Origin of the sequence: Nocardia niwae NBRC 108934 = DSM 45340 (assembly GCF_001613465.1) — a bacterium.
GTDB classification, from domain to species: domain Bacteria; phylum Actinomycetota; class Actinomycetes; order Mycobacteriales; family Mycobacteriaceae; genus Nocardia; species Nocardia niwae.
Genome location: NZ_BDCK01000038.1, coordinates 18,777 through 38,885, shown reverse-complemented (window position 1 = coordinate 38,885; position 20,109 = coordinate 18,777). Strand labels below are relative to the sequence as shown.

General features: G+C 69.2%; 19 protein-coding genes and 1 tRNA gene. 10 read left to right on the top strand and 10 right to left on the bottom strand.

Going from position 1 to position 20,109, the window contains the following annotated elements:
* Nucleotides 1–14: 14 nt before the first annotated feature.
* From NNI01S_RS26300 to NNI01S_RS26275, 6 genes are all read right to left on the bottom strand, one after another.
* Entirely contained in the window at nt 15–1,064 is a 1,050-nt protein-coding gene (locus NNI01S_RS26300; protein WP_063022958.1) for an ABC transporter ATP-binding protein, read from the bottom strand.
* Complete coding sequence (locus NNI01S_RS26295) at nt 1,061–2,614, bottom strand: ABC transporter permease (RefSeq protein WP_063022956.1); 1,554 nt, start codon at nt 2,612–2,614, stop codon at nt 1,061–1,063. The genes NNI01S_RS26300 and NNI01S_RS26295 overlap by 4 nt, the downstream gene beginning before the upstream one ends.
* A gap of 2 nt (nt 2,615–2,616) precedes the next feature.
* Complete coding sequence (locus NNI01S_RS26290) at nt 2,617–3,639, bottom strand: iron ABC transporter substrate-binding protein (protein ID WP_063022954.1); 1,023 nt, start codon at nt 3,637–3,639, stop codon at nt 2,617–2,619.
* 108 nt (nt 3,640–3,747) lie between these two features.
* Entirely contained in the window at nt 3,748–5,028 is a 1,281-nt protein-coding gene (locus tag NNI01S_RS26285) for a metallophosphoesterase family protein (protein WP_245676379.1), read from the bottom strand.
* A gap of 145 nt (nt 5,029–5,173) precedes the next feature.
* Nucleotides 5,174–5,611 (bottom strand): Rv0361 family membrane protein, encoded by a 438-nt coding sequence (locus NNI01S_RS26280; RefSeq protein ID WP_063022950.1) that lies wholly within the window; start codon nt 5,609–5,611, stop codon nt 5,174–5,176.
* Between the two features lie 302 nt (nt 5,612–5,913).
* Nucleotides 5,914–6,315: a nuclear transport factor 2 family protein gene (locus tag NNI01S_RS26275; protein WP_063023109.1), complete on the bottom strand. Its 402-nt coding sequence runs from the start codon at nt 6,313–6,315 to the stop codon at nt 5,914–5,916.
* Between the two features lie 139 nt (nt 6,316–6,454).
* Between NNI01S_RS26275 and NNI01S_RS26270 the strand changes: the two genes are divergently transcribed.
* Both NNI01S_RS26270 and NNI01S_RS26260 read left to right on the top strand, forming a co-directional pair.
* Entirely contained in the window at nt 6,455–6,829 is a 375-nt protein-coding gene (locus NNI01S_RS26270; protein ID WP_063022948.1) for a hypothetical protein, read from the top strand.
* A gap of 478 nt (nt 6,830–7,307) precedes the next feature.
* Nucleotides 7,308–7,988, top strand: a complete 681-nt coding sequence (locus tag NNI01S_RS26260; RefSeq protein WP_063022940.1) for a hypothetical protein — start codon at nt 7,308–7,310, stop codon at nt 7,986–7,988.
* Between the two features lie 277 nt (nt 7,989–8,265).
* On the opposite strand, the gene NNI01S_RS26255 is transcribed toward NNI01S_RS26260, so the two are convergent.
* Entirely contained in the window at nt 8,266–8,916 is a 651-nt protein-coding gene (locus NNI01S_RS26255; RefSeq protein ID WP_169813020.1) for a L,D-transpeptidase family protein, read from the bottom strand.
* A gap of 575 nt (nt 8,917–9,491) precedes the next feature.
* On the opposite strand from NNI01S_RS26255, the gene NNI01S_RS26250 reads away from it, so the two are divergent.
* From NNI01S_RS26250 to NNI01S_RS34795, 3 genes are all read left to right on the top strand, one after another.
* The gene (locus tag NNI01S_RS26250; RefSeq protein WP_157114984.1) at nt 9,492–9,866 is read left to right on the top strand and encodes a hypothetical protein; all 375 of its coding nucleotides are present in this window, start codon (nt 9,492–9,494) and stop codon (nt 9,864–9,866) included.
* 64 nt (nt 9,867–9,930) lie between these two features.
* Nucleotides 9,931–10,308 (top strand): hypothetical protein, encoded by a 378-nt coding sequence (locus tag NNI01S_RS26245; protein WP_063022934.1) that lies wholly within the window; start codon nt 9,931–9,933, stop codon nt 10,306–10,308.
* A gap of 195 nt (nt 10,309–10,503) precedes the next feature.
* Nucleotides 10,504–10,788, top strand: coding sequence for a hypothetical protein (locus tag NNI01S_RS34795; RefSeq protein ID WP_157114983.1), 285 nt, complete (start codon nt 10,504–10,506; stop codon nt 10,786–10,788).
* A gap of 73 nt (nt 10,789–10,861) precedes the next feature.
* Here the strand turns inward: NNI01S_RS34795 and NNI01S_RS26240 are convergent.
* From NNI01S_RS26240 to NNI01S_RS26225, 3 genes are all read right to left on the bottom strand, one after another.
* Nucleotides 10,862–10,934 (bottom strand) — tRNA-Arg (locus NNI01S_RS26240).
* Nucleotides 10,935–11,040: 106 nt separating this feature from the next.
* Complete coding sequence (locus NNI01S_RS26235) at nt 11,041–11,787, bottom strand: DUF305 domain-containing protein (RefSeq protein WP_084489327.1); 747 nt, start codon at nt 11,785–11,787, stop codon at nt 11,041–11,043.
* Nucleotides 11,788–12,389: 602 nt separating this feature from the next.
* The gene (locus NNI01S_RS26225; RefSeq protein ID WP_063022930.1) at nt 12,390–13,310 is read right to left on the bottom strand and encodes a thioredoxin-like domain-containing protein; all 921 of its coding nucleotides are present in this window, start codon (nt 13,308–13,310) and stop codon (nt 12,390–12,392) included.
* 93 nt (nt 13,311–13,403) lie between these two features.
* On the opposite strand from NNI01S_RS26225, the gene argS reads away from it, so the two are divergent.
* The 5 genes from argS to thrB are packed head-to-tail and all read left to right on the top strand — an operon-like array spanning nt 13,404 to nt 20,012.
* Entirely contained in the window at nt 13,404–15,062 is a 1,659-nt protein-coding gene (argS, locus tag NNI01S_RS26220) for an arginine--tRNA ligase (RefSeq protein ID WP_063022928.1), read from the top strand.
* A gap of 52 nt (nt 15,063–15,114) precedes the next feature.
* Nucleotides 15,115–16,536, top strand: a complete 1,422-nt coding sequence (lysA, locus tag NNI01S_RS26215; protein WP_063022926.1) for a diaminopimelate decarboxylase — start codon at nt 15,115–15,117, stop codon at nt 16,534–16,536.
* Entirely contained in the window at nt 16,533–17,888 is a 1,356-nt protein-coding gene (locus NNI01S_RS26210) for a homoserine dehydrogenase (protein ID WP_084489324.1), read from the top strand. The genes lysA and NNI01S_RS26210 overlap by 4 nt, the downstream gene beginning before the upstream one ends.
* Before the next feature lie 23 nt (nt 17,889–17,911).
* The gene (thrC, locus tag NNI01S_RS26205; RefSeq protein WP_063022924.1) at nt 17,912–19,033 is read left to right on the top strand and encodes a threonine synthase; all 1,122 of its coding nucleotides are present in this window, start codon (nt 17,912–17,914) and stop codon (nt 19,031–19,033) included.
* A 25-nt stretch (nt 19,034–19,058) separates the two neighbouring features.
* On the top strand, nt 19,059–20,012 hold the full coding sequence (thrB, locus tag NNI01S_RS26200; RefSeq protein WP_063023103.1) for a homoserine kinase: 954 nt from the start codon (nt 19,059–19,061) through the stop codon (nt 20,010–20,012).
* Nucleotides 20,013–20,109: the final 97 nt, after the last annotated feature.

The window sequence follows — 20,109 nt, the reverse complement described above, 5'->3', positions numbered from 1 at the left end:
CGCCGACCGCCGCGTCAGGCGGCTTCGTTGTCGGTGTACGCCACCGCGGAGCCGACCACTTCGAGCCGCACCCGCTGCCCGGTGACCGGGGCGGCGACGCTGGCCCGGCGCACTCGAATAGGAGTGGCGGTGCCGTCCAGCTCGATCGTCAGGATGACGTCGGCGCCGCGAAAATCGACGGCGCCGACCCGGCCGGTCTCCGACTCGTCCTCCGAAGCGATATGCGCGACAAGTTGTTCCGGGCGCAGCATGACGGTGGACGGCCCGCTCGCGGCGCCGTGCTGCACCGGAATCCGGCCGAGCGCGCACTTGGCCACGTCGGCCTCGACCACCGCGTCCAGCAGGACGCAATCGCCGAGGAACCGTGCGGTGAACAAGTCTTTCGGCGTCGCGTACACCTCCTCCGGCGTCCCGACCTGAGTGAAGCGCCCCTCCCGCATCACCGCCACCTGGGCGGCGAAACTCAGCGCCTCCTCCTGATCGTGTGTGACCAGGATGCTGGTCATGCCCGCCTCGCGCAGCGTGTCGGCCACCGCCTGCCTGGTCGTCGCGCGCAGGCCCGCGTCCAGCGCGCTGAACGGCTCGTCCAGCAACATCACCTTGGGTTTGCGCGCCAGTGCGCGGGCCAGCGCGACACGCTGCTGCTGGCCGCCGGAGAGCTGATGCGGCCGCCGGTCGGCATAGGACGCGTCCAGCGACACCATCTCCAGCAACTCCTGCACTCGCGCGCGGCTGCGGCGGCCCGAACCGGGCAGGCCGTAGGCGATGTTCTGGCCGACGGTCAGATGGGGGAACAGCGCCCCGTCCTGGGCGACGTAACCGATGTTGCGGCGCTGTGGCGGCACCGAGACACGCTCGCCGACAACCGTTTCCGTTCCGATCGATACCGAGCCCGCATCCGGCGCCTCGAATCCGGCGATCACGCGCAGCAGCGTGGTCTTGCCGCACCCGGACGACCCGACCACCGCGGTCGCGGTGTGGTCCGGCACGTCGAGGCTGATCCCGCCGAGAACCCGGGTGTGGCCGAAGGTCTTCGACACATCGGCGACGACAACGCGACTCATACCCCGGCCGCCTTCCGCGAGTTGGTGAACAGCAGGTAGGTCACCGGCACCGCGGCGACGATCATGATCAAGGCGTAGGGTGCGGCGGCCGCGTAGTCCAATTCGCCCGACAGGCCCCAGAACCGCATGGCCAGCGTGCGAGTTCCGTTGGGGGCCAGCAGCAGCGTGGCGGTCAGCTCGGTCGCCACGGCGACGAACACCAGAGCGGCCGCTGCGGCCGCGGCCGGCGCGGCGAGACGCAGGGTGACCAGGAAGAACGTCGCCGGAGCCGATTTGCCCAGTGAGCGCGACGCCTCCTCCAGGCCCACCGGCACCTGGGCCAGCCCGGCCCGCACGCTGACCAGGGCCCGAGGCAGGAACAACAGCAGATAGGCGGCGATCACCATGCCCGCCGTCTGGTAGAGCGCAGGCGCCCACCGGATGGTCACGGTCACCATGGCCAGCGCGATCACGATGCCGGGCAACGAACTGGTGATGTAGTTGGCCCCCTCGATCAACCGCGCGAACGCCGAGGTGGAACGCACCGCGATCCAGGCCACCGGGAACGCGCACAGTGTGGTGAGCAGCGCGGCGACGGCCGCGAGGGCCACCGTCTGCCCGAGCGCGTTGCCGATGTCGGTGAGGTCCCACACCGCCGTTCCGCCGATGCGCAACCAGCGCCCGATGGTCCACAGCGGCACGCCCAGCGCGCCCGCCGTCACCGCGACGAGCGCGGCCAGCACCGGCACCGTCCCGGCGCCCAACCGGATCCGGGTCGCCGCGCGCGGCGCTCCACTGCCGATCCGCGCGTAGCGCGCCCGTCCGCGCAGCCCGGCTTCCGCGCCGAGCAGCGCCAGGCAGCACAGCACGAGCACACCGGCCAGCATGCTGCCCGCCGGCCCGGCGAAGCTGGACTGGTACTGCTCGAAGATGGCCGTGGTGAACGTGTCGAACCGGACCATCACGAAGGCGCCGTACTCGGCGAGCAGATGCAGCCCGATGAGCAGCCCGCCACCGAGGATGGCCAAGCGCAACTGCGGCAGCACGATCCGGGCGAACACCGCGACCTGCCCCGAACCCAGTGCCCGCGCCGACTCCTCCACGGCCGGGTCCAAGCGGCGTAGCGTGGCCGCCGCGGGGAGATAGACCAGCGGGAAATAGGACATCGTGGAGATCACCACACCCGCCGACAGGCCGTGCATGGTCGGGAAGACGCTGACCCAGGCGTAGCTGTTGACGAACGCCGGAACGGCGAGCGGCGCCGCGAAAACCGGCCCCCACCACGACTTGCCCGGCACATCGGTGCGTTCGACCACCCAGGCCAGCCCGACACCGAGCGCCACGCAGATCGGCACGGTGCACACCACCAGCGCCGCCGTATTGCCGAGCAGCTCACCCACCCTCGGCCGGAACACGAGCTCCGCGGCCTGGTCGAGACCGGTGGAGAAGACCGTCGAAACGATGTATCCGAGCGGCACGAACGTCGCCGCCACCAGCAGCAGCGCGATGCCTGTGACCACCGCCCCCGGCCTGCCGACCCGGGGCGCGGCGACAACGGTCCGCAGTGCCACGGCTACAGCAGACCCGCTTCGGTCATCAGCTGCGTGACCTTCTTGGAGTCGAGCCGGGACGGGTCCACCGCCGGGGCCTGGAGGTCGGCCAGCGGCGGCAGCGCCGGATTCGCGGCCACACCGGCGGCCACCGGGTATTCCAGCGAGGTGCCGTCGCGCAGCACCTCTTGCCCCGTCTTACCGACGATGAACGCCAGGAACTTCTGCGCCGCCTCCTGCTTCTTGCTCGCCTTCAGCACGCCACCGCCGGAGATGCTCACGAACGCACCCGGGTCTTGGTTCTCGAAGTAGTGCAGGGCGGTATCGGCGCTGCTCTCCTTCGTGTTCGCCTGGTCGCGGTACCAGTAGTAGTGGTAGATCACGCCGCCGTCCGGGCTGCCGGAGTTGACCGCCTTCATCGTGGCGACGTTGTTCGGGAAGGGCGTCGCGTTCTCCTTCATGCCTTTCAGCCAGGCGCGGGTGACGTCCTCACCCTTCAGCGCGAGCAGGGCTGCCACGATGGCCTGGAAGTCGGCGCCGGAAACGCCCGCGCCCCAGCGTCCCTTCCACTGCGGTTGCGCCAGATCCAGCAGCGAGGCAGGTAGCTGACCCGGCTGGACCTTGTTCTTGTTGTAGACGAAGACCGTCGAACGCGCGGCGACGCCGGTCCACTTGCCGGTGGACGGGCGGAACTGCGCGGGCACCTGCTCCAGGGTCTCGGCGTCGACGTCGGCGAACAGGCCCGCGTTCTCCACCAGCGCCATGGCGGGGGAGTTCTCGGTGAGGAAGACGTCGGCGGGCGAGGCCGCGCCCTCGGCCACCAGCTGATTGCCCAGCGCCGTGTCACCGCCTTGGCGCAGGGTCACCTTGATGCCGGTTTCCTTGGTGAACGCGTCGGCCCATTCTTTCGTGAGCGACTCGTGCTGCGCGTTGTAGACGGTGATCTCGTTCGCGTCGTCGGAGGAATTCGAGCACGCCGTGCTGCCGAGCGCCGTCATCGCGAGGACCAATCCAGCGGCAAGCGTCTTCCATCTGACCGGCTTCATCCTCGTCCTTCCGACGCGTCCCGCATGCATATGTTGAGGCTTACCTAAGGAAGATACCGCGTCCGACGTGCGCAAACGTTTCCCGGATGCGAAGAACCCGCTCGCCCGCTATCGCAGGCCCGAGAAGTCGCGCAGCACAACGTGATTGCGGTCGGCGCAGGTGCCGAGCGTGTAGTCGGGAAGCAGCCCGAAGTACTCGCCGCGGGAGAGCGCGCTCCAGCGCCGCGCGTCCTCGGTGCGGGTCTTGTAGAAATTGACCATGTAGCCGCCCTCGTAGACGCGCAGCAGGCTGTAGCCGCCCGGATACTCCTTGACGGCGGCCACCTCGAGGAACTCCACCGCGCACGGCGCGTCCGGCCTTGTGCGGCGATTGCGGTGGGTGTGACCGCTGTGCTGCAGAAAGACTCCGGGGCTGCGGGTGTAGAGCGCTTGCAACTGGGCGCTGTCGCGTCCGTCGAGCACGAATCCGGGGCCCGCGATGTTGGTCAGTCCGGACTCGGTCGTGACCGGGTGATGCCCGAACAGCAGCGTCGGCCGGTCCGGGTCGGCGCGCAGACGTTCGGCGAGGTGATCGAATTGCGGGCGCTCGATGGACCCGCCCGCGCCGTCGAGCCCGCTGGTATCCACTCCCAGCACCCGCAAGCCGCCGAGTTCGTGTTCGACCAGTTCCTGCCGGGCGGAGAAGACATCGGCCCAGCAGTCGCGATGGTCGGCGGGCGCGGGGGCGCATCCGGCGTAGTCGCCGCCCAGATGCGGACGGTCGTGGTTGCCGCGCACGGCCAGGTAGTCGTGGCCGAGCGCGCCCCACGCGTCGAGGCGGGCGCGCACCGCACGGGTGTCGGACTCGGAGGCTTCGGCGGTCAGGTCTCCCGCCAGCAGCAGGAGTTCGGCTGCGCGGTCGGGGCGCCGCAAGTCGTCCAGCACCGCGGCGAGCATCACCTCGGGATAGGGCAGGAGGCCGGGGCCCTGCCGGACGCCGGGTGGCAGGTCGCCGACGATCAGCCCGCTGACCTGCTCGCCGTAGTGCACGTCGTTGGCCAGCGCCAGGGTGCGCAGCCTGCGGCCCGGCGGCGGAACCAGGGTGGTGAACTCGCCGCGCGCTTCCGGCGCGGCGGGGTCGGAGGTGGTGAGCGACAGCGCGGGCGTGGCGCGCAGGCCCGCCGACCAGGCTTCGAAGCGGTAGGCGCGGCCCGGTTCGAGTCCGGCGATCTCGGCGTAGTGGAACGGTGTCGGGCGGTCGTCGGCGAAGACCGGCAACGGTGCGTGCGCGGAATCGGCGGGACCCACCCGCACGTGGGTGTCCGCGTCGACGGGGATCAGCCGCCCGGCCGGGTCGGGCGCGAGCGTGGTCCACGTGAGGATCACCGAGGTGTCGGTGATCGTCACCACTTCGAGATCGGTCGCGACGATCGTATTCGGTTGTGCCGAAGATCTTTTGGCGCGTCCGGCGAGAGGGAGGAGAGTGGCGAGGCCGAGCGCCCCGAGAACGGTTCTGCGGCTCGGTCCGCAGCAACTCATGCGTGGGTGCATGCGATCAGCGCGTGCCCTCCGCGGAGCAGACCTTCCACTTGCCGTCTTCTTTCTTCAGATGCTCGGTCGTGCTGGTTTCGGTATCGGGCTGCTGACCGGGCACCGCCACGGTGAGCTTGCCGGTGACCTTCGCGGTCGCGGTGTCCCCGGTGACAACGATGTCCTCGATCCTATCGATCGTCACCGATACCGAGGTGCTGTCGAATTCGCTTTTCTCCTGCTCGGTCATCGCCTCGAAGGTGGCGCGTTCGCGCGTGCACGCCAATTCGGCCGCCGCGCGGAAGCCGCGCGAGTCCAAAGTCTCGTAGAAGTCGCGGATCGCGAGTTCGATCCTCTTCTCGTCCGAGGCGAGCGGACCCCGTCCCTGCGAGGTCAGGAACACTCCGGCGATCACCGCGCCCGCGATCACCAGCGCGACGATCGCCACCAAGCCGACGATCAAGCCGATATTGCTTTTCCTGGGCGGTGGTGGATGACCCCAAGGCGGGTAGCCGGGCGGCGGATAACCCGGGCCCGGTGGCGGAAGGGGCTGCCCGGGCCCGGGGTAGCCAGGGGCCGGCTGTTGCGGGTAGTGCGGTCGGTCATCCGGCGGTTGCCCGCCCGGCGGATAAGCCATCTCGTCCTCCGGTCTACCCCCGGTGCCAGGATCTTTACGGCAAAGGCGTGCCCGGGTGACCGGAAACCAAACCAGGCCGGATGGTGGCGTCCATGGCTCAGCGGGCCGACCGACTCGGTGGCGGTCGGTCAGGCGGCCAATGCGGCGTGCCAGCGGGCGGTATCGGTGTACTGGTGCAGCCGCGTGATGCGGCCCTCGTCGTCGACCTGCCACAAGTGCACGAATTCGGCGTCGTATTCGCGGCCGGTGGCGCGGGCCGCGCCGCGATAGTGACCGGTCACCACGACGGTGCCGTCGGTGGTCTCCTGCCAGGTCTCGTCATACGGCGCGGTGTCGAACTCCCGGGCGACCGCGCCCCAGACCCGCGCCATCGCCGCGAGCGGGCCGTGGAAGACGCCGCCCGCACCGCACGGCAGGCCCGGCGCGGTGCGGGCTTCGAACTCCGGATGCAACAGCGCCAGGATCGCGGGCCCGTCACCGGTCTGTGTCGCCGCGTAGAAACCCTTGACGATCTCGAACTTCGTGGACATCTCCACTCCTTCTAATACGTTCGTTCTAGAATGAACATACTAGAAGGGTACGTCTATGGAAGTGTGGTCGTCGTCATGCCGTGCGATTCGCGGCGGGGTTGCCTGGTGCTTGCCGCATATGTCCGGCTAACATTCGAACATGGGTTCGATAAGCGATGAAACGCCGCGAACCGAAGGAACGGAACCCGAGCTGGTCTACCCCAGTCGGACCGGCCACTACTACCGCACGCTGACCTACCCGCCGCGGCCGGTCTGGGTGCGCTTGGACGCGATCCTGGTCCGCGACCCGGGCACCCCCCGGCATGTGAACGGTGCGGGAGTCATCATGCGTGGCGAGCGTCCCGGAACCTTGACGCACTGGTTGCCCACCGTCGACGGAGACTGGATGGGGCGGGTGACCTACAGCATCCAGTTCGCCGACGGGCGCCCCGACCTGCACGTACGCGACCAGCTCGTCCCGGCCTACGCGCTGCGTCCGCGTCGCACCGAGCGATCCGAATCGGAGCCGACCTGACCGGCGATCCGTCGCCTAGCTGTGCCCTCCGGGGGCTTGGTGCCATCTGTTGCCGCGTCCCCCGCGGCCGCAGGTTCGGGGTGAATCGACCTCACCGGCGGTCCGCGGCCGAGGCGTGCTGTGTCGGGCTCGGTGCCATCAGGGCTGTGTCGCCGCGTGCCGAGGGTTCGGTGCGGGCCGACTTGATCGGCGGTTTGCGGCCGAGGGGTGTCGTATCGGGCTCGGTGTCATCGGCGCTCCGTCCCCGCGCGCCGCAGGTTCGGAGCGAACCGACCTGACCGGCGAATCCTGCACGATCAACGCTGTGGCCGAGCGGTGCCATAGCTGTCCATTTGCCGCGTTCTTCTCGCATCTGCGCGCCCCCTGTGAGGGGCTCTTACGTCGCGATTTGCCAGGGCGGGCACGCGCGGCTCAGCGGGTTGTCCGGCCGGTTGCCGATCGGTTGTCGCCGTAGGGGGCCGGTGATACGTTGCCCGGCATGGGATTTCAGTTGCCGCATCCCGAGGTGCTGTGGGCGCGCGTGACCGTCTTGGACGTGATCACTTCCGCGACCCATACCGATCGGGTCGCGAGCGGACAGGAGATCGGGCAGACGGCCAGAGTGGAAGGCGGCCGGCTGATCAACGACGACGGCGAGGGGAATTGGTACTCGCTGGTCAGATATCCCGGCGACCGCGCGCTGCTATTCGGAAGGGATGAGGACAACGAGGTCGCCGGGACCTCCTACGACCCGCTGGCCGCCGCGCCCGCCTGGGTGCGCTCGGTGGAACCGACGGGGAAGCTGCCCGGCGGCGTCGAAGGTCCGGTCAGCTTTGTGCGCTGGTGGGAGTTCGGCCGCTGGCAGCACACGCCGACCGATCTCGACGACGGCCTCGAACTCGGCCTCAGCGCGGCCTCCGACCGCGAGGACTTCACCGGCAGCGTGATGAGCGCCGCCATCCACGCGAAGTGGGTGGAGATGGACTACGAGGCGGGCAAGCTCACCGCGCTCACCGTCGACCCCACCGCCCTGCACGCCCTGTGCGACGCCACCGAGAACGGCACCGTCACCAAGGCCCACTTCTACTTCCTCCAGCCCGGCCTGACGGCTCCCGCCTTCAGCTACCTCACCAGAGCCGGTGTGCTCACCACCGACAAACCCACCGAACCCCTGCCCTGACCCTCTGATCGCAGGCGACACCCGACCACTCGAGAAGGGCTCCGGCTTCCGGGGCCCTTCGCTCATATGACGGCGGCATTCGAGAAATCCCTTATCTATATCCCCCAACGCCGGCGACCGATAGCCGGATTCGACATTCGCAAGGATGGCCGTGCCGTTGGGGTCGGTCGGCTGTGTGTGGTGGGTGGGGCGGCTCGGTGACCATGCAGGGCCAGCGGATGCCGCTCCGTTCGACCGGCCACCGGACACCGCCGCAAGCCGACTGCGGACAACAAATTCAGGTCGCGTACATGCCGATAACCGGCTTCCTCGACGGCTCGAGGGTGCTCAGCAGCGTACGCAGCACGTCGTCGCGGACCGCGACACACCCAGCTGTCGGCCTGCCTGCCTCGACGTGGACGAAGAAGGCCGAGCCCCGATTCGGCGCCACCGGAAAACGGTTGTAATCGATGACCAGCGCGTAGTTGTACTGCGGGTCGGTCCGGCCGAGATTCTCGCTGAGCGTGGTGTCGAACGGGCACTCGCCCTCGGCGCATCGATATTTCTGGTTGTACAGCGGGCTCTGCGTATCCGACACCCACCACCAGGTATTCGACGGATCCACCGGCAGGTAGGGGAGCTTCGCGCCCGCGTGCGGCAATCGGCCGAAGCCCTCGGTCAACGCGAACGTGCCCTCCGGCGTATACGCCTCCCCCTCCTTCGCCTCCCGCGAAATCCCCCCTTTGCCCACCCAGGCGGGCACCGCCAACGTCCGCTCCCACCGCCAGAACCGGTTCCGCTGCCACAATTCCAACGTCCCCCGGTCGGCTCCCGCAGGGGCTGTCACCCAGACGACTTGGGTCCCCGGCACCGCGTCCCGATCGAACGGCGGCCTACTTCCGCCGATCCCGGTCACCAATACGATCCCGACCACTGCGACCGTCACCACGATCCCTATCACAGTCCAGCGCAGTACCCACCCGCGCCGGGTCCCAGCGTCAGCCAATCCAGTTCACGCTCCTCCGCGTACCCAGATGCCCGGTCTCACACAGCCCCGACGCCATCCTATGCACCACCACCTCCCAGCAGGCGAGTCGGCGAGTGGCACATGGCTGCGGCAAAAGCCGAGTAGACCTCTCGGTGGTGTGCCACTCGCGTCATCGACGTGGGGCTACTGCGTTCCAGTAGTCGGATCTTCGCCAGGGCGTCGGCGGACAGGGACCGGCCCGGCGCTGCTCTTCACGTCCGGCGCATGGCACACCTTCACCGTCGGCGTCGTCCGTGGCAGGTTCGACCGGGCATAGGGCTACCGCAACCTGGCAGACGGGCACTTCGCCCAGCGGCGACGTCGGCGCGCAGTGCGTCGCTATCCCGCCGTCGGTCGAGGTATCCGGTCCCAGCGGGCCGGTCCGGCGCGGAAGTCGCGGCCGTGGGCCCGCCCGTGCTTACCAGTCGTTAAGGATTTCTTCAGGCCGTCCTGTGAGGGTCGCGCGACAGTGATTACCTTCTCGCGTAGGAGCCTTGATGATCACAACCCGTCTGACCCTCCTAGGACTTCCCGTGCTCGTGCTGGCCGCGACCGCTGGTCTGGCGACGGCACCCACTGCCGTGGCGCAGCCCCCGCTGCCGACCTACACCTGCAAGTACACGCCCATCACCGACTACCTCGCGGTGTTCAACTCGATGCGAGCGCGCAGGTGCGCAGCGTCTCCGGGCGCTCCTCTGGACGGCAATTACTTCTATCCGGTCAGGATGGAGAACAGCGTCACCGGTGAGAAATGGGAGTGCGGTGGCGCGTTCCCGTACCTCGGCAAGCCGATCCATCCGGAAATGGGATCTTACGAGGCGGAGGCGGTGCTCAACGCCGGTGTGGACGCGAGCAACTGTCGCCCGATCTGACCGCGCGCGGCAGCTGCTTATGAGTGCCGAGAAGTACTGATTTCTCTTTCGAACAGGAACCGCGATGAAAACAACCCGCACGGCCCGACTCGGGCTGCCGATATTCCTGCTGGCCGCCACCGCCGGTCTGGTGACCGCCCCCGCCGCGGAGGCGCAAACTCTGCCGACCTACACCTGCGGCTACACGATCGACCTACCCCAGTTCGGCTCAGTCAAAGGTCGCGAATGCACGGCCTCGGCGGGCGCTCCCCTCACCGGCCACCACTGGATCACCTTCCAGCTGCGAAACACCGGATCGGGTGAGACGTGGGTGTGCAACAGCGTCGAGGCGGCTCTCGTCCCGTACTACTTGGACAACAAAATAGATCCCGACTATGCGGACTTCGAACGGGCATACGGCCGTGGCGCGGATGCGAGCGTCTGCCACCGCCTGCTGGACTGACGCGGCGCCGACGGCATAGCCGGGGAGTGGGCCGTTTCGCCCCGTACCGTTCCCTTATAACAAGATCGGGGTACGGTCGACCCGGGCCGGTGACTCGACATCCGTACCTGGGCGCTGTCGATCTCCGGCCCGCTCCTGTCGCCTCGATCGAGGCGGACGGGTGCACGCTTCACTGTCGCTAGAAAGGACCTGCCGGTGTTCTCGGCAACCACATCCACCGCTGCGCGTCGGATATTGGCCCGCGCACTCGTCGCTGGAGCAATCGCCGCTGTTCCCCTGACGATATCGACGATTCCGGCCTCGGCCGATCCGGCGACGACCCCTGCCGTCGGTACGGAAATCGGGCATGACCGATGGGACGACCGTCCCGACTTCCAAGGCAAAGATTGGCCGGGGGATCACGACCGTGGCCGCGGCAATGATCCGCTGTGGCGTCTGTTCCACAGCTTCCTACCGCACGGCGCGTTCGGCAGCAGCTGACCGCAGCGCAAAGAAGGCATGAACGACAATGGCTCCCGACCAGAAGAATCTGGTCGGGAGCCATTGCGTCGCGTGCCCTCGGCAGGATTCGAACCTGCGGCCTTCTGCTCCGGAGGCAGACGCTCTATCCCCTGAGCTACGAGGGCGGGATAGGGCTCGGTCGGGGCCTGGACGGCGGTCCGATCGGGCTGGGTCAGCCTATCGTATCGGTGGCCGTCCGCCAAAAAGGGCGGACGGCGGCGGGGTTTCGGGTCAGGGGAGGGGGGCGGCGCCGCGGGCGGTGAGCATGGTGGCCATCAGGTCGGACTCGCCGCGTTGGGTGGTGGCCATGGTTTCGGCGAGGGTGCGCACCGCGGTGGTGTCGGCGTGTTGTGCGGCGTAGTCGATCATCGACAGGCCGCCTTGGTGGTGGCGCAGCATCAGCTGCAAGAACATCGTGTCCAGCTTGGGGCTGGTGGCTTGGCGCAGCGCGGCGAGTTCGGCGGGCGTGGCCATGCCGGGCATGGTGGACACCGGCCCGGAGTGGTGCGGCATGTCGGCTCCGGAATGGTCGTGGCCGCTCATCTGCTCGCTCATCCAGCCCATGAAACCGTCCACGCCCTGCGCGGGCTCGCCCCACAATTGCAACCAGCCCTGCATGCGCCCGATCTGACTCTGCTGGGTGGTGAGGATGTCGTAGGCCAGCCGCCGCACCTCGGTGTCGGTGGAACGAACCAGCACCACACCCGCCATCTCGACGGCTTGGGCGTGATGCGCCGACATGTCCTGGCTGAAGCCGATGTCGACCGGGCCCGGATCCGGCTCCTTGGCGCCGTCCAGCGGAATCCGGGCGAGCACGCCGATCGCGAAGCCGATGAGGATGGCCCCGATGATGCCGAGGGTCAGCAGCGCGGTGCGCTGGCGGCGGAACTGTCCACCGATTCCGGACCCGGCCGGTGCCCGGTCGTGATCGGAGTCGGTGGATCGGCGCTCGTTCGATCCCGCAGGTATTTCACGCATGCCGGACCTGACGTGTGCTTCGCGACCGTCGGCCGAGGTATGAACTCGCTGGTCGGCGATGGATACGCGATCGCCGGACCCGGGAATCTCGCCGGACCCGGAGACTTCCCGATCGCCGGACCCCGAGGCTTCCCGATCGCCGGACCCCGAGGCTTCCCGATCGCCGGACCCCGAGGCTTCGCGATTGCGGGTTTGGGAGGCTTCGCGATTGCCGGATTCGGGAATCTCACGATTGCCGGACCCGGAGGCTTCGTGATTGCGCGGTTCGGGAGCTTCGCGATCGCCGGACTCGATGGCTGCTGCGCGATCGTCAGACCCGGCAGGTGCGTCGCGACCGGCGGCCCCGGTGACTTCAGGGGTGTGCGACTCGGCAGCCGCGGCGCGAGCGCCGCCGGTGACTTCACGCGGGCCCGGCTCGCCCGATGCCGCGCGATCGGCGGGCCCGGTGGCTGCGCGCTTACCGGACCCGCGGGCTCGGCGGCGACCGTCTTCGGTCCGGGTGCCGGACTCGGCGGACGCCACACGATCGTCCGATCCGGTGACTCCACGATCGTCGGAACCAGCGGAGGCTCCGGCCTCCGCGCCGTCCCGCTCGCCGGCCACTACTGCCCCGCGCCGGGTGCGGGCTGAGCGGGCGCGGGCGGCGCAGGCACCGGAGCGCCGGGCATGCCGGGGAGCCCGGGGAGACCCGGAACGCCCGGAACGCCGGGCAGCCCGCCGGGCGCGCCGCCGAGTTCGGACTGGTCGGGCTGGAGGCCCTTGCCATCCATCGGCACCGCGTCGGGCCCGGGCGGCGTGGGGTCGAACGGCGGCGGGTTGTCGGTGTCGAAGACGATGGTCGAGCAGTCAGCGCCGACCTCGGGGTAGGCGTAGGAGTTCAGCCGCAGCGCGGTGATGAACTGGCCGACGCGCTTGTCGTCCGCGCTGTCCAGCTTCAACTGATGACCCCAGGACTGCAGCGACACCGCGGAGTCGAGGCCGGGGTAGGGCGACATCATCGTGTACGGCTTGCCCTCGACCTTCGCCTTCAGCGTCGCGATGCCGTCGGCGTTCACCTTGTCGGGGTTGTAGGCGATCCACACCGCGCCGTGCTCGAGCGAGTGCACCGCGTTCTCCACCCGGATCGGCTTGCTGTAGACCACGCCGGTGCAGGTCGCCCAGGACTGGTCGTGCGGGCCGCCGAACGGCGGCGCCTGGTCGTAGGCCACCCGCTGACCGGAGCCGATGTGCAGCCCGGCCGGGTATTCCTTCTTCACCACGCCGGGGATCCCGTCGGACGGGTCCTTCTTCTGCGCGCTCGGGGTGAACTTCTCCAGATCGGCCTTTTCCCGGTACTTGGGGACCAGGTTGTAAGCCAATGCGCCGATCAATGCGATGATTACTACGGCCGCGCCGATGGCCAGCCAGGGGACCTGCCGATTCTTCTTCGGAAGCTGTCCTTGTCTGCCCCGTTTGCGGGGAGCGGACAACTTCGCCGCGGCCTTGGCGGCCTTGGCCGATTTGGCGCTGGGACTGCTAGGCATCGCTCAGTGTGCTCTTTCGACGTTGATGGATCCGCTGGCTGCGCAGTGCCCACCCCGAGGTGTACACCCGCCAAGACCATAGGATAGAGACTCGTGACTCCAGCTGACCTTGCAGATCTCCTTCGCTCGACCGCGGCGAAGGTGCTTGTCGAACGCGGACTGGACCCCGCTGTCCTTCCCGACGAGGTCACCGTGGAGCGTCCCCGCAACCCCGAACACGGCGACTATGCCACGAACGTCGCGATGCAGGTGGCCAAGCGCGCCGGGACCAAGCCGCGCGACCTGGCCACCTGGCTGGCCGACGCGCTGGCCGCCGCCGACGGCATCGCCGCCGCCGAGGTCGCCGGGCCCGGATTCCTGAACATCCGCCTCGCGGCTTCCGCGCAGGGCGCGATCATCGAGCGGGTGCTCGCCGCGGGCGCCGCGTACGGCACCGCGGAGACGCTGCGGGGCACCCGCATCAACCTGGAGTTCGTCTCGGCCAACCCGACCGGCCCCGTGCACCTGGGCGGTACGCGGTGGGCTTCGGTCGGCGACGCGCTGGGCCGCATCCTCGCCGCGCAAGGCGCCGACGTGGTGCGCGAGTACTACTTCAACGACCACGGCGCGCAGATCGATCGGTTCGCCGCCTCGCTGGTCGCGGCCGCCACCGGTGCGCCGACCCCGGAGAACGGCTACGCGGGCGAATACATCGGCGAGATCGCCGACAAGATCGTGGCCGCGCACCCGGACGTGCTGAGCAAGCCGGAGGGCGAGCGCCTCGAGCTGTTCCGGGCCGAGGGCGTCGAGCTGATGTTCACGCACATCAAGGAGTCGCTGCACGAGTTCGGCACCGACTTCGACGTCTACTTCAACGAGAGCTCACTGTTCGCCTCTGGCGCGGTCGAGCAGGCCGTGGAGCGGCTGAAGAACTCCGGCGACCTGTACGAGAAGGACGGCGCCTGGTGGATCGCGAGTTCGGAATACGGTGACGATCAGGACCGGGTGGTTCTCAAGAGCGACGGCAAAGCCGCCTACATCGCGGGCGACATCGCCTATTTCCAGGACAAGCGGGCCCGTGGCTTCGACCTGTGCATCTACATGCTCGGCGCCGACCACCACGGCTACATCGGCAGGCTGAAGGCCGCCGCGGCCGCGTTCGGTGACGACCCGGCGACCGTCGAGGTGCTGATCGGGCAGATGGTGAACCTGCTGCGCGATGGCGTGGCGGTGAAGATGAGCAAGCGCGCGGGCACCGTGGTGACGCTCGACGACCTGGTCGAGGCGATCGGCGTGGACGCGGCGCGGTACTCGCTGGTGCGTTCGTCGGTGAACTCGAGCATCGACATCGATCTGAACCTGTGGACCAGCCAGAGCAATGAGAACCCGGTCTACTACGTGCAGTACGCACACGCGCGGACCGCGTCCATCGCACGCAATGCCGCGGAGTTCGAATACGGTTCCGTCGCAGCGGATCTCGCGTTGCTGTCGGCCGAGGAAGAAGGCGAGCTGATCCGCACCCTCGGCGAATACCCGCGCGTGGTGGCGAGCGCGGCGAGCCTGCGCGAACCGCACCGGGTGGCCCGCTACCTGGAGGAGCTGGCAGGCGCGTACCACCGTTTCCAGACCAACAAGAACCTGCGCGTGCTGCCGCTGGGCGACGACCCGGTGTCCCCGACGAACGCGGCCCGGCTCGCTCTGGTCAACGCCACACGGCAGGTCCTGGCCAATGGCTTGGGCCTGCTCGGCGTCAGTGCGCCGGAGCGCATGTGACCGGCCGACCGACCAGAGCGAGGAAGGAAGCGACTGTGAGCGAGGAGCAGGAATGAGCGCGCATCCCGCCGGTCCCCGGCACGCCGAGATCCCGCACGCGCCGAATCTGCCGGAGCGTCCGAGCGATCCGAAGCAGATGATCGACCTGCCCGCGAATGTGTGGCCGCGCAACGCCACCCGCGACGACGCGGGCGTGGTCCATTTCGCGGGCGTGCCGGTGTACGAGCTGGCCGAGCGGTTCGGCACCCCGCTGTTCGTGGTCGACGAGGACGATTTCCGCTCCCGCTGCCGCGACATGGTCCGCGCCTTCGGGGCGAACGCGCGCGTGCACTACGCGTCCAAGGCGTTCCTGTGCGGCGAGGTCGCCCGCTGGATCCGGGACGAGGGCTTGTCGCTGGACGTGTGCTCGGGCGGCGAGCTCGCCGTCGCGTTGCACGCGGGCTTCCCGGCCGAGCGAATCGCGTTGCACGGCAACAACAAGTCCGTCGCGGAGCTGGAAGCCGCGGTGTCCGCGGGCGTCGGTCACGTGGTGGTCGACTCGCTCATCGAGATCGAGCGCCTGGAAGCCGTCGCGGGCCGCGCCGGTGTGGTGCAGGACGTCCTGGTCCGGGTCACCGTCGGTGTGGAAGCCCATACCCACGAATACATTTCGACCGCGCACGAGGACCAGAAGTTCGGTTTCTCGATCGCGGGCGGCGACGCGATGGAGGCGCTGGCACGCGTCTTCGACGCGGACAATCTGCGCCTCGTCGGCCTGCACAGCCACATCGGCTCGCAGATCTTCGAGATCGACGGCTTCGAGATCGCCGCACGCCGCATGCTCGGCCTGCTCCGCGAGGCCATCGACAAGTTCGGCGTCGAGCGCACCGCACAGATCGCGACACTGGATCTGGGTGGCGGTCTCGGTATTTCCTACCTTCCCTCGGATGACCCGCCGCCGCTGGACCGGTTCGCCGCGAGCCTGCGCGAACTGGTCGCCGCCGAAGCCGACCGCGCGGGCCTGCCAACGCCGGTGATCGCGGTGGAGCCCGGTCGCGCCATCGCCGGTCCGGGCACGGTGACCCTCTACGAGGTGGGCACCATCAAGGATGTCTCGCTGGACGGCGGTCTGCGCCGCCGCTACGTGAGCGTCGACGGCGGCATGAGCGACAACATCCGGCCCGCGCTGTATCAGGCCGACTACGACTGCCGCCTGGTCTCGCGGTCGTCGAAGGCCGGGCCGGTGGTCGCGCGCGTCGTCGGAAAGCATTGCGAGAGCGGCGATATCGTCATCCGGGACACCTGGATGCCCGCCGACGTCGGCCCCGGTGACCTGGTCGCCGTAGCCGCCACCGGCGCGTACTGCTACTCGATGTCCAGCCGGTACAACCAGTTGACCCGCCCCGCGGTCGTCGCGGTGCGGGACGGACAGCCGCGCTTGATCCTGCGCCGGGAAACGGTGGCGGACCTGCTCAGCTTGGAGGTGGAAGCGTGACGGCCAACGCGAAGAACGGCGTGTGGGGCACCGATCGGCCGATCGGGGTCGCGGTCCTCGGCATGGGCAATGTCGGCACCGAGGTGGTGCGCATCCTGCGTGAGCACACCGAGGACCTGCGTTCCCGCGTCGGCGCCCCGGTGGTGCTGCGCGGGGTGGCCGTGCGCAGCCTCGACACCGACCGCGGCATCCCCGCGGACCTGCTGACCACCGACGCCGACGCCCTGGTCGCCCGCGACGACGTCGATTTGGTGGTCGAGGTGATCGGCGGCATCGATCCACCGCGCCGTTTGATCCTGGCCGCGCTGAACGCGGGTAAATCCGTGGTGACCGCGAACAAGGCGCTGCTGGCCGACTACACCGGCGAGCTCGCCGCCGCCGCCGAGCGCAGCCGCGCCGACCTGTACTTCGAGGCCGCCGTGGCGGGCGCGATCCCCGTCGTGCGACCGCTGATCCAGTCGCTGGCGGGTGACCGGGTCAACCGGGTCGTCGGCATCGTCAACGGCACCACCAACTTCATCCTCTCCGCGATGGACGAGACCGGCGCCGACTACTCGCAGACGCTGGCCGAGGCCACCCGGCTCGGCTACGCCGAAGCCGATCCGACCGCCGACGTCGAGGGCTACGACGCCGCGGCCAAGGCCGCGATCCTCGCCTCGCTGGCGTTCCACACCCGGGTCACCGCCGCCGACGTGTACCGCGAGGGCATCTCGCGCATCTCCGCCGAAGATCTGGAGACCGCCTCGGCGCTCGACTGCACGGTCAAGTTGCTGGCCATCTGCGAGCGCGTGGACGCGGGTCCCGGCGAGCCGGGCCCGGAGGACGGCGGCAAGGAGCGCGTCTCGGTGCGCGTCTACCCGGCCCTCATCCCCCGCAGGCACCCGCTGGCCGCGGTGACCGGGGCGTTCAACGCGGTGGTCGTCGAGGCGGAGAACGCCGGGCGGTTGATGTTCTACGGGCAGGGCGCGGGCGGCGCCCCGACCGCGTCGGCCGTGCTCGGCGATCTGGTGATGGCGGCCCGGAACAAGTTCTATGGGGGTCGCGCTCCGGGCGAATCGGTTTATGCTGAGCTACCGATCGCGCCGATCGGCGATACGCCCACCCGCTATCACGTGAACCTGCAGGTCGAGGACCGTCCTGGGGTCCTGGCCGCGGTGGCGGGCGAATTCGCCGCACATGGGGTGAGCATTTCGACCGTCCGTCAAGAAGGGCACGGCTCGGGTGCGCGCCTGGTCGTGGTGACCCACCACGCCGTGGAGTCGGCGCTCGCGGACACCGTGGCCGCACTGGCGGAAATGGCATCCGTCACATCTGTGACCAGCGTTCTGAGATTGGAAGGCACCGAAGAATGACCACAGCGTCGCGTAGCGACTCCATGAGGGGCGGCGGCCGGGAGACGGGTGGGCATACGACTGGCGTCGCGCCCCAGGCCGGAGTGCACTCCCGCTGGCCGGGCCTGATCGCGGCTTACCGCGACCGGCTCGCGGGTGCGGCCGATTGGGAGCCGGTCACGCTGTACGAGGGCGGTACGCCGCTGGTGCCCGCGCCGCATCTGTCCGAGATCACCGGCTGCGAGGTGTACCTGAAGGTCGAGGGCCTGAACCCGACCGGCTCGTTCAAGGACCGCGGCATGACGATGGCGATGACCGACGCCAAGTACCGCGGCCAGCAAGCGGTGCTGTGCGCGTCCACCGGCAACACCTCCGCCTCCGCCGCGGCGTACGCCACCCGCGCGGGCATGAGCTGCGCGGTGCTGATTCCGCAGGGCAAGATCGCGATGGGCAAGCTGGCCCAGGCCGTCATGCTCGGCGCGAAGATCATCCAGGTGCAGGGCAACTTCGACGACTGCCTCGAGCTCGCCCGCAAGGTCACCGCCGATTTCCCCAGCATCGGCCTGGTGAACTCGGTGAACCCGGCGCGCATCGAGGGCCAGAAGACCGCCGCCTTCGAGATCTGCGATGTGCTCGGCAAGGCGCCCGACGTGCACGCCCTTCCCGTCGGCAACGCCGGCAACATCACCGCGTATTGGCGTGGTTACCGGGAGTACTACGCCGACGGCGTCACCGGCGCGCTGCCGCGCATGCTGGGCGTGCAGGCCGCGGGCGCCGCCCCGCTGGTCAACGGCGCTCCCGTGAAGGATCCCGAGACCATCGCCACCGCCATCCGGATCGGCGCGCCCGCGTCCTGGAACGGCGCCGTCGAGGCCAAGGAACAGTCCGGCGGTGCGTTCCGCGCCGCCACCGACGAGGAGATCCTCGACGCGTACCGCCTGGTCGCGGCCACCGAGGGCGTGTTCGTCGAGCCCGCGTCGGCGGCCAGCGTGGCCGGTGTGCTCGCCGCCCGCAAGGAGGGCTGGCTGGATTCCGGGCTCACCGTGGTGTGCACGGTGACCGGCAACGGTCTGAAGGATCCCGACACCGCGCTGTCGGGCATGCCGCAGGTGCAGCCGATCTCCGTCGACCCGGTCGCGGTCGCCGCCGAACTCGAACTGGCTTGAGTTGAATTCGCGCGACAGCCAGCTCATGAGCGCGACGCTGCCCGCCGGTCTGACCGTGACCGTGCGGGTGCCCGCGTCCACCGCGAACCTCGGCCCCGGGTTCGACTCGCTCGGCATGGCATTGGGGATCTACGACGAGATCGAGGTGCGCACCACCGATTCCGGGCTCACCATCCGAGTCGAGGGTGAGGGCGCCGACGACGTCCCTTGGGGCCCTTCACATCTGGTGGTCCGCGCGATCGAGCGCGGCCTGGAGTCGGCCGGGGTGTGGGCCGACGGCCTCGATGTGGTGTGCCGCAACGTGATTCCGCATTCCCGTGGGCTCGGCTCCTCGGCCTCCGCGGTGGTCGGCGGACTGGCCGCGGGGTGTGCCCTGGCCGCGAAGCTGGACTCGGCGCTGGCCACCTCGGATGACCGAATGGTCCAGCTGGCGGCGGAATTCGAGGGTCATCCGGACAACGCGGCGGCCAGTGTGCTCGGCGGCATCGTGGTGTCGTGGACCGAGAGCGATCGCCCCGCCGACGAGGCTCCGGCCACGGAGTACCACGGCCGCGTCTACCGCGCGGTGCGGCTCGACGCGCATTCCGCGCTGCGCCCGGTGGTGCTGATCCCGGAGGAGCGCTCGTCCACCGCGCACACCCGCGGGCTGCTGCCCGACGTCGTGCCGCACGGCGACGCCGCGTTCAACGTCAGCCGTGCCGCGCTGGCCGTGGTGGCGCTCACCCAGCGCCCCGACCTGCTGATGCCCGCTACCGCGGACCGTTTGCACCAGGCCCAGCGTGCCCCCGCGCTACCGTTGACCACCGCGTGGATCACCCGCCTGCGCGCGGCCGGGATCGCGGCCACCGTCTCCGGGGCGGGACCGACCATCCTGGCCCTGGGTACCAGCGAATTCCCGGCAGAACTCCGTGAACTGGCGGCGGCCGACGGCCTGCGCGTGGTGGAGCCGGGAATCGCCGAGGGCGTCCTGGTCGACTGACGGCGAGTCTGTCTTGCCGAGATTCGCAATGGACAGCTATTCTGGGCAAGTCCGTACATCGTGCGCATCAGACGCCGGTGCTTCATCAGGGCAATCG